Here is a 15262-nt window from a genome sequence, read left to right as displayed (position 1 = left end):
ACTTATGTAAGATTTTTCGCAGGTTTTCTATGTCGGTTTATACCACTTTGACTTTAAAGGAAGTTCAGGACTTCACAGCACCTTATGGATTAGAGGTGATTGACCTGATTCCCATTCAAGGAGGTATTCAAAATACAAACTATTTTCTGGTCTGTGAAGACCAAAGCCAATATGTATTAACCGTATTTGAAGAAATGGATGAACATGGTGCGGGTGAAATTGTGCCTGTATTGGAACATTTAGGACAGCAAGGTCTAGCGGTGCCTGTGCCGTTAAAACATTCTGGGCAAGCGATTCACTTTATCAAACAAAAGCCTGCCCAAATTGCCCCGCGTTTAATGGGTAAACATCCCATGCCAGCCTCTTTAGCACAGGTGGAAGCGATTGCGGTAGCGCAAGCGAAAATGCATGTGGCTTTGCAGGATTTTCCACTTGAACGTACCCAATACCGTAACCATCAATACTGGCGTCAGGTGTCACGTGAAATTAAACCCACGCTAAATGCAGCAGATACCGTGCTGTTGAATGAATTGCTCGGTTTGTATGATGCCATGACCGTGATTTATCCAGATCGACCAAAAGGTTTTATTCATTCGGACTTGTTCCGTGACAACACCTTATTTGAAGGGGAGCAACTCAAGGGTATTCTCGATTTTTATGAGTTGAACAAAGATGAGTTGTTGTTTGACATCGCCATTACCCTGAATGACTTCTGTACTGAATATCCAGAGGTGCATTTAGATGAAGAAAAAGCCTTGGCCTTCCTCACCGCCTATCAAACGGTTCGTCCTCTTACTGAAGATGAGAAAGCCTGTTTGGAGCTTTATTTGGCGATGGCAGCAGGTCGTTTCTGGATGATGCGTTTGCAAGTGGCACAAAAAAATGCCGCTGAAGGACGCACGGGTGACGACATTTTGCAGAAAAATCCTTTAGAAATGCGTAATATGCTGATTGAACGCTTAAAATTTGTAAATGGTTAAACAAGGAAGATCACATGCGAGATCAGGGACGCTTGGTAGAATGGTTGGATGATAAAGGCTACGGCTTTATTCAACCGAATGATCCCAATAAACAGCGTGTGTTCTTACATATTAAGGATTTTGCACGACCTGGTCCGCGTCCAATCGTTGGCTGCGCCTTGGAATATATTGTCTTATTAGATGGTCAGGGGCGCTTTCGGGCACAACAGGTCACTTATTTAAAAGCCTCACAAACAGGTGTGAAACCTAAAGCCAAGCCGACTCCGCCACAAAAGCATTCCGTGATGCAACTGGCATGTATGGCTTACTTTGTGGTTTTGGCCGTTCTGGTGATTGCGGGACTACTGAGTGGTTTGGTGTTGTTATTGATTTGTTTAATGAATGCAGCCAGTTATTGGTTCTATGCACAAGATAAAGAAGCCGCGCAATTGGGTGGGCGTCGTGTACCTGAACAGACGCTACATATTTTGGCTTTTTTGGGCGGATGGCCAGCAGCATGGTTAGCCCAGCAAAAGCTGCGACATAAAACACAAAAACAACCTTTTAGAAAGGTGTATTTCTGTACTATAGCCTTAAATTTATTACTTATTTTATGGCTGATCTCTCCTTTTAATAGTTTGCCGATCTAAAGGAGCGTGTTTCAACAATAAGGGGGAGAAAAATGAATAAACCCATAGATCAAGATCCTAATCGTAGCTTAACGCTGGTGTTATACGTCCTTTATATCATTGCGATTTTTACTGGCGGCTTGTTGGCACTCATCGCCTTGATTATTAACTATGTCAAACTGAATGATGTCCGCGGCTCAATCTTTGAAAGTCACTTTTTATGGCAAATTCGCAGCTTCTGGTGGTATTTATTCTGGAACGTGATTGCATTTGTGCCATTCTTTTTCTTGTTCTTTACGGGGAATAATCCTGACCTGTTTGCGGGTGTTGCTTTGGGCAGTAGCATCTTTTGTATTGGCGTAATCGCACTGGCATGGATTTGGATTGTCTATCGTGCTATTCGCGGCATTATCACTTTAAATGATAATCAGCCCATTTAAAAAATTGAGATAAAAGCATGGAAGTAAGGCCTTGGCTGTAGTTCAAAATGAGATGGAATCTCAAATGGAAAAGAGTGGCATTTGCCACTCTTTTTTTGCCCGATTCTGAGACCCAGTGCACCACTGCTTGGCAGTATTGTGCCCCAAGCTGGGCTTTTTCAGCGTGTAGACTTTACATGATCGTTTTAAAGTTTTGAAATTTCTGGTAAATCATTTACATCTTTAATATTTTAAATTTACTTTTTTATATTTATAAAGTTACATTTTTAATAATTATAATTTACTTTTTTATATTTTTAAAATTACATTTTTAATAATTATAATTTACGTTTTTAATAAATTAACTTTACATATATGTACATTTATTTAATTAAATATGTAAGCTTAATTTATTTAAAAATAGCCTAAAACTTGATTAACAATAGAAGCGACCACGACGTCGACGTAAGCCCAAAACATGGATTGCACGGACCAAAACGGCATACGAAACCGTATAGCCAAACTCCTGTTCAAAAAGCGGAACTAGATCACTAATATTCTGAAATTTTGTTTTTTTAACAAAGACTTGGAAGCTATTCCAGTCCTTGATATGATTTGGTGCACCACGCTTTTCACTCGGCTTGGGGACAAGATCTCCGGTTTCTTCTTCAAGCTTGATCCAAGCATCGAGGGTGACACGGGAAATGTTAAATTGTTTGCATACCGCTACTTTGTAGTCGGTTATCTTGTAGGCTTGAATTGCAGCTTTACGTAGTTCAACAGAGTATCTAGGCATTAACTTGTCTCATTTTAAAATAAGATTTTTTATATTATATGGCATAGTTGTTGCAAAAAAATAATTAAGTTAAATAAAATATGTAAATGGAGTTTAAATGAAAAGAACAGAGGTTTCTTTAAGATCGTTGTCCTTGTGGCAAGTCATTATTATTGGTGTGGCGTATATGACCCCCATGGTGGTATTCGATACTTTTGGTATCGTTTCGGGGGTGACCGAAGGTCGAGTGCCACTCGCTTATGTTTTGGCGCTATTTGCGATGCTCTTAACGGCGTTTAGTTACGCACGTTTCAGTCGAATCAGTGAAGATTCGGGTTCAGCTTATAATTACACGGCGCAGTCCTGCGGAGCAAAAGCAGGTTTCTTTGTGGGTTGGTGTTCATTGCTGGATTATCTTTTGCTGCCTTTGGTGAATGCTTTATTGGCAGGCATTTATTTAGAAGCTGTGATTCCCAGTGTGCCGTATTGGGTTTGGGTTGCTTTGTTCACTGGTATCGTGACGCTGATTAACTGCTTCCGCATTAATTTCTTGGCAAATTTAAGTCTGCTTTTTGTATTTATGCCGCTATTGCTCATGGTGGTGTTTATTTATTTGGTTATTCAGGGCGTGGGTTCAGAACAAGGTTATGCGCATGTATTGACCTTAGCCCCTTTATTTAACGGAGATACCACGGTTCTACCTTTGATTGCGGGCGCATCTATTCTGTGTTTTTCATTTTTGGGTTTCGACGCCGTGACCACATTGGCCCATGAAACCAAAGATCCGAAAAAGAATATTCCACGTGCGGTGTTGCTCACCACATTGCTGGGGGGTGTCATTTTCTTCACGGCTTCATGGTTCATTCAATTGTATTTCCCAAGCAATGTGCGCTTTAACAAGCCAGATGAAGCCTTGCCTGAAATTGTGCTGTATGTGGGAGGTGCTTTATTCCAAGCGGTTTTCTTGTGCGCCCAAATTATGAATACCTTTGCTTCAGGTTTGGCAACGCATGCCAGCGCTTCACGTTTAATTCATATTATGGCTAAAGATGGCATTTTTCCCAAAGCAACGTTTGGGCAACTGCATGCAAAATTAGGCACTCCGCTGTATGCCGTATTGACCATTGGACTAATTTCACTGTCTGCCATTTTTCTTGAGTTGGCGACGGTGGTGAGCATGATTAGTTTTGGTGCCTTGATTGCTTTTACCGCAGTGAATTTCTCGGTCTTCGTCAAATTCTATTTGCGCGACAAACAAACACAAGGGTTGAAAAACAAATTTTTTAACCTGATTCTGCCGCTTTTATCAGTAACAGTCATGATTGGACTCTGGGTAAATTTAGAGCGTAATGCCTTGATCTTTGGCTGTTCTTGGTTGGCTGTTGGTATTGGCTTATTTATTTATAAAAGACTGAAAAGACAAAATATTGTGATCGAAAATGCTTATTAGACCTGACATGAAAATAAAGTAAATGAGAGTGTGAACGACATGAAGATAAATAAACCAATATTTGAAAATGACGTGGAGTATAGGGCCAGTCATGCTTTACACAGTGGCAAAGAGTGGAATTGGCTTAATCCGAAGCGGGACGAGTTTAGTCATCCTGCAAATTACTATGAAAGTTCATTAAAAACATGGCATCAATTTGCATCTTTAAATGCCGATATGGTCTGTGATGTTTTAGTTATTGGTGGGGGATTATTGGGAACATCCACCGCTTTGCATTTGGCTGAACAAGGTGTAGACACCGTACTGGTCGAAAAAAACCGTATCGGCAGTGCTGCATCTGGGCGTAATGGGGGACAACTGACTCCCGGCTTGGCACGTTGGGAAGCCGAAACCATGGTAGAGCATTTCAGTTTTGAAGATGCGAAAAGGTTATGGCATTTCACGTCCACTGAAGCTATGGCCTTAATTGACGGCATCAGTGAAAAATATGAGTTGGAATTGCAACGCAAACGCGGTCATATTACGGCTGCGGTACACCCTGGGCATTTAGATGCTTTGCGCGCAGGGATGCAAGCACGTGAGTATTTGCAAGAAACTCATACGTCGCTCTTAAATCAGGATGAGTTGCGTGAACACGTCGCTTCTGAACATTATTTTGGCGGGTTGTTGGATCACCTCGGTGGACACATTCATCCTTTAGCCTTGACCCGTGGTTTGGCGTATGGCTTTTGTCAAAATGGTGGCAAAATTTATGAGCAAACTGAAGTGCAATCCATACAAGAACGTGGCGATGGTATTTATGTCACTACGGCCAATGGGGTCATTAAAGCGCGTAAAAGTGTGGTGATGGCCGTACATCATGCTTCGTTTAAGTTGCTAGAAGAACACAAACAAACCACTATTCCGTTTTATACCTATGTGTGTACTACAGCGCCACTCGAGCTTGATTTAAAAGCATTGCTCCCGACGGATCTCCCTGTCTATGACACGCAGTTTCAGATTGACTATTACCGCGGTGTATCAAAAAACCGCTTATTGTTTGGGGGAGAAGGGACAGGCTCATGTTGGGATGCAGCACAAACACATGATTATTTGTTAGGGCGTATTCAACATGTATTTCCGCAACTTAAGCAGGTCGAACTTGATTTTGTTTGGAGTGGAACCACCGATTTAACCGTGAATGGCGCTACGGACAGTCGTAAATTTGGCAATCAATATCCAATTTATGCGGTACAGGGTTGGAGTGGGCATGGCGTGGCGCAAACGGTACGGATTGGGAAAGCCATTGCCGATGATTTCTTGGGGCTGTCCGATGATTTTGAAATGCTGACCAAAATCCAACACATGAATATTCCAATGGGGCGTGCATTGGCACCGATTGTCATTCCGATTGCCAAGAGTATGTATGGCATTGGCGCCATGATGAATCCAGGGAAAATGGTGTCGTTCTAAATAGATCACGTGATGATGAAGTCGATTGAAGTTAGCAGTCGACTTCATTTTTTTATGTCATTAGAGTTGTTCAATTTCTGTTTTGGATTTCAAGCGTTTGGGTTTCCATTCACTGATGAGGATACCAAAAACCACCAATACACCACCCAATAAAGCCAATGGTGCCAAGCGTTCACCTGCAAGGCGTCCAAAAAGTGCTGCCCAAACGGGTTCGCCTGCATAGATAATGGCCGCTTGTGAAGGGGCTACCGAACGTTGTGCCCAATTCATAACATATTGAATCAAGGCACTGGCGAGACCCAAACCTATCGCGATACTGAGCAGAGGCCATGAAAAGCTAGGAATGGTATGTTCACCCACCAGTGGCATTGAGGCAAACGCCAGTAAAGACGCCACCGCCAGTTGAATAACTGTCACCCGACCTAAATTTACTTTTGGGGCAAAATAACCAATCAGAATAATTTCTAATGCGATTCCAATTGCGCCGAGTAAAGTTACTACCTGACCAAAATTTAAAGTGATTGCATGGAAACCATTACCCGTCAATAAAACCAAGCCTATAAACGCACAAAGCGCGCCAATCCAAATCATAAAATGTGGGGCTTTACGGAAAATTAACCACAATAATACAGGGACTAAGGGCACATACAATGCGGTTAAAAATGCCGATTCACTGCTGCTAATGGTCTGTAAACCGACAGTTTGCGTACCATAACCGATGGTGAGCATACAGCCGATAATACAACCTGCGAATAAGTCTTGTGCGGTAATATGTTTGAGTTGTTTGAAAGAGAATAAGCCAATAATCATTGCCGCACAGGCAAAACGACAGCCCACAAAAAACATTGGGGAACTGAAATTGAGTGCATATTTCACCGTCAAAAAGGTACCGCCCCAAATAAAAGTAATGAGTATCAGGGCAATCACAGGAGCATTGGAGCCAAAACGTGCATTGAACATAGCGATCATTGGAGTCATGTGCAGTATATTGCACATAGCTTGCCATGCTTTTATTTTTTGTGCAATATATTGCTCAAATTTTTCTTGAAATGCCTATATGAAGCATCCTGCGGTTTTACAATATGTGAGTCAAAATGTTCGCCATTACCGTAATCTAAAAGGCTTAAGTCAACAGCAATTGGCAGATTTAGCGGGTTTAAGTCGGCGTATGGTGGCAGGGGTAGAAACTGGACAAGACAATATTAGTCTGGCGAAACTCAGCTTAATTGCCGATGTACTTGAGGTGGATTTTGCCCAGATGATTGCTGCGCCAGAACAACACGGCCAAGCCGTTGTGAATGCATTGGCATGGCAAGGAACGCAAGCCCAAAGTGAAGCAATACTTCTGGCTTCCGTATCTGCCAGCAAGAAGGTGGAACTTTGGACGTGGACTTTGGCGCCCAATGAACAATATTGTGCTGAACCCGACCCAGAAGGCTATCGTGAGATGTTGTATGTGATTGAAGGAGAACTCACCCTAGATTTGGCAGGTGAGGTGAAAGTATTACATGCAGGAGAATCAATCGTGTATGCCAGTACCATTGATTACCGTTACATCAATCATGCTTCAGTTCCGCTTAAATTTATTCGTAATGCGATTTACTAAAATAAGCACATGGACTGAATCAGATGTTCAGTGACAAAAAAAAGAGGTCTTGTGACCTCTTTTTTAGTGCTTGGAATTAAAGCGCTTGCTCATCCAATAACAGCTGTGCTTCACGTAAGTTCAATGAACCTTCGTAAATGGCACGACCTGTAATGGCGCCCAGAATACCTGGCTGACCTTTTAAGTTGCGTACGTCATCTAAATTGGTTACACCACCAGAGGCAATCACAGGCAAGCCTGAGTATTGTGCCAAATGAACCGTTTGTTCTACGTTTACACCTTGCATCATGCCATCACGGGCAATATCGGTATACACAATGCTCGATACACCTGCATCTGCAAAACGTTTTGCCAGATCAGTGGCTTTAACGTCAGTGACATTTGCCCAACCATCAGTTGCGACCATGCCATTTATGGCGTCAATACCGACAATAATGCGACCGGCAAATTTCTTACAGGCTTCTTCAACAAACTCAGGTTCTTTCACCGCTTTGGTGCCAATAATCACAAAAGACACGCCAGCATCTAAATAATGCTCAATGGTTTCCAGTGAACGGATACCGCCACCAATTTGAATTGGCAGCTCAGGTTGTGCTTTGGCAATCGCTTCAACTACAGGTTTATGAATCGGAGTACCTGCGAAAGCACCGTTTAAATCGACCAAATGTAAGCGACGTGCGCCTTCATTAACCCAATGCTGTGCAGTTGCCACAGGGTCATCAGAAAATACGGTATCGTCTTCCATACGGCCTTGTTTTAAACGGACACATTTGCCATCTTTCAGGTCAATTGCAGGGATGATCAGCATGCTTTCGCTCCTTACCCGATCTTGTAGAATTTATTCGCCGCAATCTTAGCAAAGTATTGGCAAATATCTAAGCAAGATGTTGCTTTTATTTCGTTCTATGCTGTGCAGCAGGCAAAGTAATGCCTAAACGTTGTAATTCTTGATAAATTAGCACAGGTGCATAGGCATCTGCGGCCGCGTATTGAATTTGTGCAGGGCTTAAAGGGAATTTGCTCCAATTGGAGGTACTGACACTTTTACTTTTGGGAAAATTCACTTGAAACAGCAATGCCATGGCATTTTTAACGCCTACAGGAGTGGTGATGCCAAAGGCGTGAAAAGCTTTAGACAGATCAAGCACCTGATTGAAATGAATGCCTTTTTTACGAAACAGATGCGCATCATTTTTTAGACCAAAGCCAACCTTCAATTGTTCAGAATTTTCAAAAATTGGGGTTAAAAAGTCCAAAATGGCAGGGCTAATTTGGAAAACATACGCCTGATCAACGGTTGCTAATTGAATCACATGTGGGCCAGTTGCGACTTCACCCTTACGAAAGGTCGGTTTAGATTCGGAATCAAAGCCAAATAAAGGGGTGGAAAACAGTTCGTCTTGCAGGGTATGGCAGTGTTCTAGCTTGGAAATCAGTTGAATTTGCTCGGGCGCCAAATTTTGAAAAACAGGCAATTGTTGAATTTGTTGTTTACTTGGGAGGACAGAGGTGGTGTGAAGATGATTCATTTGAATTCAAAGCTATCTTTTTAAGCAGACTAGCGTTTTTTTATTTTAAAGGCAAAATAAAACCTGCAAGATGCAGGTTTCAAATTGTATTCGGGCTATATGACTTTATTCAGCCTGTTGTTGCATTTCAATTTGCTGCTGTTGTGCGCGCTGTACATAATCTTGATATGCAGGGATTGCAATTGCTAGAAAAAAACCAATCGGAAAAATGAGGATATAAATCCAACCTAGAAGCTTTTCCCAAGTGTGAGTAGGTCTTGGTTGACCAAATTGATTTTCATGTACATCACCTTTAGCGAGAGATAAATACAACATCATGATGATATTGGCAATTGGCACCAGCATCACTAAAGATAACCAACCGCTATGATTACGATCATGCAGACGACGAATGGTAAAGACAAAAGTAAAATACAGCATGCCAATATATATCATTCCGAAAATTAGAAGGGTGAAAAATGACATGCTTTGCCCTGCTGCTGGAGAGAAGCCAGGAAGTAAGAGAATACAGAGCAGAACGAGGATCATGACTGCGATCAGCAGTAATCCATTCCAGCCAAAATAAGATAAGCGTCCAAAACGTCCAGTCGTGCTCAGTGCAGAATCATTCACAGCAGGATTCATTGTTATATTCCTATGATTTTTAGTAAGTGTAAGGTTTGAAAAGTCTAAATAAATATATTGAGTAATGATCTAAATGATAATGAGATGATATTGATAAAGAATAAGTCATCCAGAACAAAAAAGCCCGCTGGTTGCGGGCTTTTACAATGCAACGGGTTTAGATATCCCATTCCACAAAGTTTTTCAGTAATTGGAGTCCAGCCGTGTGACTTTTTTCTGGATGGAACTGTGTCGCGAATAGATTTTCTTGATGAATGGCCGAGCAGAATTGGATGCCATAATCACAGGTCGCAGCCACAATATTGCTGTCTTTCGGTTCGACATAGAAACTATGTACGAAGTAGAAACGCGCATCTTGTTCAATGTTGTTCCACATTGGGTGGCTTGGATCGGCCTGATGCACTTGATTCCAGCCCATGTGTGGCACTTTTAAGCCATCCATGTTTGGGAAGTGTTTGACGGCACCTGCAAAAATACCCAGCGCATCCGTACCGTCATTTTCTTCAGAGTGCTGCATCAGTGCCTGCATCCCTACGCAAATGGCTAAAACAGGTTTGTTAAATGCGGCTTTGCGTACCACCTCATCAATCCCTGCTTCATGCATGCCTTGCATACAGTCACGCATCGCTCCCACGCCAGGGAATACAATTTTGTCTGCTTGGGCAATCAGTTTTGGATCATTGGTGACATCAACAGTCGCCCCGACATGTTCCAGTGCTTTTGCAGCCGAGTGCAAATTGCCCATGCCATAATCAAGAAGTGCAATACGGGTCATTACAAACTTCCTTTGGTTGATGCAATCGTATTGGCTGCACGAGGATCAATTTCACATGCCATACGTAATGCACGTGCAAAGGCTTTGAACACACTTTCAATTTGATGGTGGCTATTTTTGCCTTTGAGGTTGTCAATGTGCACCGTTACAAGGGCATGATTGACGAAACCTTGGAAGAATTCAGAAAATAAATCGACATCAAAACGACCAATCATGGCGCGGGTAAATGGAATATCCATAAACAAACCCGGACGACCAGAAAGGTCAACCACCGCACGGCTTAAAGATTCATCCAGTGGCGCATAAAAATGTCCATAACGACGCAAGCCTTTTTTATCGCCCAATGCTTTGGCAAATGCTTGTCCAAGCGTGATACCACAGTCTTCTACCGTGTGGTGATCATCAATTTCTAAGTCGCCATCACAATGAATATCAATATCAAATAGTCCATGCCGCTTGATTTGATCAATCATATGGTCTAAAAAAGGAACTCCAGTGTTTAAAGTGCCTTGACCTGTACCATCGAGATTTAAGCGTACTCGAATTTTGGTTTCGTTGGTATTTCTTACCACTTCACTGATACGTTCTGTCATAGACACGTTCCTCAAAAACGTCAAAAATGATTGATGTAAAATGTTTTTCGCCGTGACGAAATCACCGCATATTAGATTGCTCAGGAGGGTTTATCAATGCCTATTACCGTACATGCTTATACTTCACTAGAAAATGAAGAAATGCGCAGCCAGCTTGAGCGACTGTATGACACCAGCCCAGAATTTGGTGATGGGCAAGATGCCATTGAACAACTTGAACAAAACTTAGCTCAGTATACCCTAGTTTACACCGCAGAATTTAATACTAAAGTGATTGGTGCGATTTGGTGTACAGGGCAGGGTGAAAGTAAGACGCTGGAGTATATTGTGGTGCATCCTGCGAATCGTGGTCGTGGCGTTGCAGAACGCTTGGTGGCAGAAGTATGCCGAATGGAAGAAGCCAAAGGGGTGAAAATATTTGAACCGGGCTGTGGAGCCATTCACCGCTGTTTGGCTCATTTAAATAAATTACCTGGCTAAACAGAATGGATCATGCAGCAGGAATGGCATTGCTCATGTCGATATTGAATAGAAGGCAGCACGGGTGCTGCCTTTTTAGCTTCAAGCTTAAATTACGGATAAGAATGCGCGTAGTTTTGGGTTGGAATTTAGAGTTTGCTGAAAAAGTCATCATTTGATACAAAATACATAAAAAAGTACTTGACGTTTTTTTCTTAAAGCGCTTTAATACGCCCCATCGGCGTGATAGCTCAGTAGGTAGAGCAACGGATTGAAAATCCGTGTGTCCCCAGTTCGATCCTGGGTCTCGCCACCATATATTTTAAAACCGAATTTGTGTTTTCAATCCCTGATCCCATCAGGGATTTTTTTTGGCTGAAAAATATCCGGTTGATCAAAAAGTTATGGATTGGGATTGACTAATCCTCTGAGATCGGGCTTAATACACGGCATCGGCGTGATAGCTCAGTAGGTAGAGCAACGGATTGAAAATCCGTGTGTCCCCAGTTCGATCCTGGGTCTCGCCACCATATTCAAAAAACCCTCAAACATTGTTTGAGGGTTTTTTTATGCGCAAAGAAAAGTGGTGTTCTGTACAATCATGACTAAATTTCAAATAAAAATAGCAGGGAGTGAGGGGGCATGGTCAAGGATTTATTTTCTGCAAATAGTGCATTGTATCAGCAGGCACGTCCTCAATATTCAACAGAAATTCTTGATGCTATTTTGACTTATGTGCCCGAGCGAGAATTGGCTTGGGATTGTGGTGCAGGTTCAGGGCAATTTACCCAGTTACTTGCGCCTCATTTTGCGCAGGTGCTCGCGACAGACTTGAGCGAGCAGCAACTCCAGCAGGCCCCTGTATTTGCGAATGTGCGTTATTTACAAGCAGCGGCGGAGCATAGCTCTTGTGCGACTGCGTCGGTAGATTTGGTTTGTGTGGCGCAAGCCATTCACTGGTTCGATTTTACGACCTTCTATGCTGAGGCAAAGCGTGTACTGAAACCCAAAGGTGTGCTTGCTGTGATTGGCTATGGGCTGATTCAATTGCAAGATGTCGAGTTGCAGCATGTCTTACAGCAGCTCTATTTCAAAACCCTACAAGGTTATTGGGACCCAGAGCGGCGTTATATTGATGAGCATTATCAAACCATTCCTTTCCCTTTTCAGGAGTTGGCTGTTCCTGCTTTAGCCTTATGCTATACATGGAGCAGTGCGCAATTGTTGCAGTATTTAGCAACATGGTCAGGCGTACAGCACTATCAGCGACAGCACCAGCAAGACCCATTGCAGAATATACGTCAGTACCTAGTAGCAAAGGGAAATCCTCGTGTGAAGCTGAGTTTTCCTGTCTTGTTACGGGTAGGGCGTCAATTTGTGAGTGAAGTTGCGTAAATGGTCGTTTTACGTTGAAACAACTGTTTAATCATTTGCTGAGTTTTAAAATAAAAAGGGTAGAAATCTAAATGGACATTCTGCCATGTATTTCTTCCCCAAATTATTTAATGCACTGGCTTTGGGTGCATTGTTGATGAGCCATGGCTACGCCGCCAATGCCCCATCTGATCTTTCCGTGCTGACAGAGCAAGATTTACGTCTTCAAACTGGGGATATTCAATCTCAACCTGATGGCGTGAGACAGCAAATCTTCGATCATTATTTGATAAAACTTGAAGCGGCACCACAGCAGTGGACATTGATCGACACGGCTCGTGTTTCACAAGAAATTTTACCCCCTGAACGTATTCCAACTTTTGATTTGCCTTTACCGATTTTGTTGCAAGTCTATTCAATTGCGGATGGATTACAGTCGGATGACCCGAGACTGGGGCTATATCGAATGATTGATCCCGTGGTGAACCCGAATAGTCCTATTCAGTACTTACAGCAAGCCCCTCAAATTCAGCTGAATTTGGGCGTGGTTTCAATTGGGACAATTGAGCAACAGATGAATGTTGATGGGTTAATGAAAATGTTTTTATTGACGTCACATTAAGTTGTCATGGTTTAAATTCTAAACTCAGCCAAAAAAAAACGCCCCGATGGGGCGTTTTTTATGCTAATTCAAATTAAGCAGACTTTGCTTGTGCTTGAGGAGCAAGCATGTGACCTGTTTCTTCGAAGTTAGAGTGCCAAGACAACGCTTCACGAAGTAAGTGAGGAGTATGGCCACCTTTTGCACATGAACGATCAAAGTAGTCGTTTAGTGCATCACGGTAAAGTGGGTGCGCACAGTTGTCGATAATCGCACGAGCACGCTCACGCGGCGCTAAACCACGAAGATCTGCCAGACCTTGTTCAGTCACAAGGATGTCGACGTCGTGCTCTGCATGGTCAACGTGTGATGCAAATGGAACAATTGAAGAAATGTCGCCACCTTTTGCAATTGATTTGGTCACGAAGATTGCCAAGTGTGCATTACGTGCGAAGTCGCCTGAACCACCGATACCGTTCATCATTTTCGTACCGCAAACATGCGTTGAGTTCACGTTACCGTAAATATCAAACTCAAGTGCAGTGTTGATGCCGATAATACCTAAACGACGTACAAGTTCTGGATGGTTCGAAATTTCTTGTGGACGAAGCACCAATTTGTCTTTATATGCTTCAAGGTTGTTAAATACTTTCTCGCCATATTTTGCAGAAAGGGTAATTGAAGAACCTGATGCAAAAATCATTTTACCTGCATCGATCAATTCGAAAGTACAGTCTTGAAGAACTTCTGAATACATGATCAAGTCTTCGAAGTTTGAATCTTTCAAACCAGTCAATACTGCGTTTGCGATTGAACCGATACCTGCTTGAAGTGGGCCTAAGTTCTTCGGTAAACGTTCTTCAGCCACTTCTTTTTCGAAGAATGCGATTAAGTGGTTCGCGATTGATTGTGTCTCATCGTCTGGGGCAGTCACCGTTGACGGAGAGTCGTGCAAATCATTGTTGATGACAATACCAACGATTTTAGATGGGTCGATGTTGATCGCAGTTGTACCGATACGCTCGTCCACTTGAGTCAATGGAATTGGTTGGCGTGTAGGACGATACGTTGGAATATAAATGTCGTGTAAGCCTTCAAATGCTGGGCTTAAATTGGTGTTAATTTCAACAATCACTTTTTCAGCAAAAATTGCAAAGCTTGCAGAGTTACCCACAGAAGTTGTTGGAATAATGCCACCATCTTCAGTGATTGCAACTGCTTCGATGATCGCTACATCTGGCTTTTTCAACTGAAGGTTACGCATTTGCTCAACAGTTTCAGACAAGTGTTGGTCAATGAACATCACTTCGCCATTGTTGATGGCTTTACGTAATGTGTTGTCGACTTGGAATGGTAGACGACGAGCTAAAACACCTGCTTCAGTCAATTGTTTGTCAAGGTCATTCCCTAGACTCGCACCCGTAATTAACGTGATTTTTAATGGGTTGGTGTGAGCACGTTTTACTAAAGCCAATGGAACAGCTTTTGCTTCGCCAGCACGGGTAAAGCCACTCATACCGACAGTCATGCCGTCTTGGATGAATTCCGCAGCTTGTTCTGCGCTAATGACTTTGTCGTGTAGTGAAGCTAAACGAATGCGATCTAATGACATGGTTTACTCTCGTTGGAATTTTGAAACTGATAGGGATTGTACCCATCAGAAAACGCATTTTGCATACCTGTTAGGCTAAGGTCTAATTTTTTAGAAAAATGCGGGTATAACAAATTTTGATAATTTTTAATCAATTGATTTTATGAAGGATATTTCATAACTATTCGGTTGTTTTTAATACTGACTGTACGGTTATTGATCAAAATTGGCGCAAAATTTGTTACAAATGGCATGTTTTGAAGATCACAACATCACGATACAGAAAAATTTAGATTAAAAAGTGGAGTAAATCATTTTAAATAAGCTAGAAATGTCACTCAATTGCTGTTGCAGGATTGATCAGAAGGGGATGGGTAAAGACATCAATTACTAAAAGGTGAAAGTCCATAGTTTAGAAATACGGCT

The 15262-nt window shown here is 42.3% G+C and carries 17 protein-coding genes and 2 tRNA genes; 11 read left to right on the top strand and 8 right to left on the bottom strand.

Annotated elements, in window-relative coordinates:
- The first annotated feature begins 29 nt into the window (after positions 1 to 29).
- The 3 genes from E0H94_RS05785 to E0H94_RS05775 are packed head-to-tail and all read left to right on the top strand — an operon-like array spanning position 30 to position 2028.
- Positions 30 to 980 carry a homoserine kinase gene (locus E0H94_RS05785; RefSeq protein WP_131325530.1) on the top strand — a complete coding sequence of 317 codons (951 nt, stop codon included), beginning with the start codon at positions 30 to 32 and terminating at the stop codon, positions 978 to 980.
- A gap of 14 nt (positions 981 to 994) precedes the next feature.
- Positions 995 to 1609: a DUF1294 domain-containing protein gene (locus tag E0H94_RS05780; RefSeq protein WP_131325529.1), complete on the top strand. Its 615-nt coding sequence runs from the start codon at positions 995 to 997 to the stop codon at positions 1607 to 1609.
- A 32-nt stretch (positions 1610 to 1641) separates the two neighbouring features.
- Positions 1642 to 2028 carry a DUF4870 family protein gene (locus tag E0H94_RS05775; RefSeq protein WP_131325528.1) on the top strand — a complete coding sequence of 129 codons (387 nt, stop codon included), beginning with the start codon at positions 1642 to 1644 and terminating at the stop codon, positions 2026 to 2028.
- A gap of 415 nt (positions 2029 to 2443) precedes the next feature.
- Here the strand turns inward: E0H94_RS05775 and E0H94_RS05770 are convergent, their stop codons facing one another.
- Positions 2444 to 2803 carry a helix-turn-helix domain-containing protein gene (locus tag E0H94_RS05770; RefSeq protein ID WP_131325527.1) on the bottom strand — a complete coding sequence of 120 codons (360 nt, stop codon included), beginning with the start codon at positions 2801 to 2803 and terminating at the stop codon, positions 2444 to 2446.
- A gap of 97 nt (positions 2804 to 2900) precedes the next feature.
- Here E0H94_RS05770 and E0H94_RS05765 point away from each other — a divergent pair, with 97 nt between their 5' ends.
- Complete coding sequence (locus E0H94_RS05765; RefSeq protein ID WP_131325526.1) at positions 2901 to 4232, top strand: APC family permease; 1332 nt, start codon at positions 2901 to 2903, stop codon at positions 4230 to 4232.
- A gap of 39 nt (positions 4233 to 4271) precedes the next feature.
- Positions 4272 to 5684 (top strand): NAD(P)/FAD-dependent oxidoreductase, encoded by a 1413-nt coding sequence (locus E0H94_RS05760; RefSeq protein ID WP_131325525.1) that lies wholly within the window; start codon positions 4272 to 4274, stop codon positions 5682 to 5684.
- A 60-nt stretch (positions 5685 to 5744) separates the two neighbouring features.
- Here E0H94_RS05760 and E0H94_RS05755 read toward each other — a convergent pair whose 3' ends face one another.
- Positions 5745 to 6644, bottom strand: coding sequence for a DMT family transporter (locus E0H94_RS05755; protein ID WP_131325635.1), 900 nt, complete (start codon positions 6642 to 6644; stop codon positions 5745 to 5747).
- A 97-nt stretch (positions 6645 to 6741) separates the two neighbouring features.
- On the opposite strand from E0H94_RS05755, the gene E0H94_RS05750 reads away from it, so the two are divergent.
- Entirely contained in the window at positions 6742 to 7290 is a 549-nt protein-coding gene (locus E0H94_RS05750) for a helix-turn-helix domain-containing protein (protein WP_131325524.1), read from the top strand.
- Positions 7291 to 7366: 76 nt separating this feature from the next.
- Here E0H94_RS05750 and hisA read toward each other — a convergent pair whose 3' ends face one another.
- From hisA to hisB, 5 genes are all read right to left on the bottom strand, one after another.
- Positions 7367 to 8098 (bottom strand): 1-(5-phosphoribosyl)-5-[(5-phosphoribosylamino)methylideneamino]imidazole-4-carboxamide isomerase, encoded by a 732-nt coding sequence (gene hisA / locus E0H94_RS05745; RefSeq protein WP_131325523.1) that lies wholly within the window; start codon positions 8096 to 8098, stop codon positions 7367 to 7369.
- Between the two features lie 85 nt (positions 8099 to 8183).
- Positions 8184 to 8819 carry a 3'-5' exonuclease gene (locus tag E0H94_RS05740; RefSeq protein WP_131325522.1) on the bottom strand — a complete coding sequence of 212 codons (636 nt, stop codon included), beginning with the start codon at positions 8817 to 8819 and terminating at the stop codon, positions 8184 to 8186.
- A 105-nt stretch (positions 8820 to 8924) separates the two neighbouring features.
- The gene (locus E0H94_RS05735) at positions 8925 to 9443 is read right to left on the bottom strand and encodes a DUF805 domain-containing protein (protein ID WP_131325521.1); all 519 of its coding nucleotides are present in this window, start codon (positions 9441 to 9443) and stop codon (positions 8925 to 8927) included.
- A gap of 157 nt (positions 9444 to 9600) precedes the next feature.
- Positions 9601 to 10218, bottom strand: coding sequence for an imidazole glycerol phosphate synthase subunit HisH (gene hisH / locus E0H94_RS05730; protein WP_131325520.1), 618 nt, complete (start codon positions 10216 to 10218; stop codon positions 9601 to 9603).
- The gene (hisB, locus tag E0H94_RS05725) at positions 10218 to 10811 is read right to left on the bottom strand and encodes an imidazoleglycerol-phosphate dehydratase HisB (protein ID WP_131325519.1); all 594 of its coding nucleotides are present in this window, start codon (positions 10809 to 10811) and stop codon (positions 10218 to 10220) included. Before hisB ends, hisH begins: the two co-directional genes overlap by 1 nt.
- 96 nt (positions 10812 to 10907) lie before the next feature.
- On the opposite strand from hisB, the gene E0H94_RS05720 reads away from it, so the two are divergent.
- From E0H94_RS05720 to E0H94_RS05700, 5 genes are all read left to right on the top strand, one after another.
- Positions 10908 to 11291 (top strand): GNAT family N-acetyltransferase, encoded by a 384-nt coding sequence (locus E0H94_RS05720; protein ID WP_116759045.1) that lies wholly within the window; start codon positions 10908 to 10910, stop codon positions 11289 to 11291.
- Positions 11292 to 11510: 219 nt separating this feature from the next.
- Positions 11511 to 11586 (top strand) — tRNA-Phe (locus E0H94_RS05715).
- Positions 11587 to 11724: 138 nt separating this feature from the next.
- Positions 11725 to 11800 (top strand) — tRNA-Phe (locus E0H94_RS05710).
- 112 nt (positions 11801 to 11912) lie between these two features.
- Positions 11913 to 12665 (top strand): class I SAM-dependent methyltransferase, encoded by a 753-nt coding sequence (locus E0H94_RS05705; protein WP_131325518.1) that lies wholly within the window; start codon positions 11913 to 11915, stop codon positions 12663 to 12665.
- Between the two features lie 85 nt (positions 12666 to 12750).
- Entirely contained in the window at positions 12751 to 13266 is a 516-nt protein-coding gene (locus tag E0H94_RS05700; protein ID WP_131325517.1) for a hypothetical protein, read from the top strand.
- Positions 13267 to 13339: 73 nt separating this feature from the next.
- Here E0H94_RS05700 and E0H94_RS05695 read toward each other — a convergent pair whose 3' ends face one another.
- On the bottom strand, positions 13340 to 14857 hold the full coding sequence (locus E0H94_RS05695; protein WP_131325516.1) for an acetyl-CoA hydrolase/transferase family protein: 1518 nt from the start codon (positions 14855 to 14857) through the stop codon (positions 13340 to 13342).
- Between the last annotated feature and the right edge of the window lie 405 nt (positions 14858 to 15262).

It is taken from the genome of Acinetobacter sp. ANC 4173, from assembly GCF_004331255.1.
Lineage (GTDB): Bacteria > Pseudomonadota > Gammaproteobacteria > Pseudomonadales > Moraxellaceae > Acinetobacter.
Note: the sequence above shows the minus strand (reverse complement) of the source record. Positions and strands in the feature narration are given on the sequence as shown.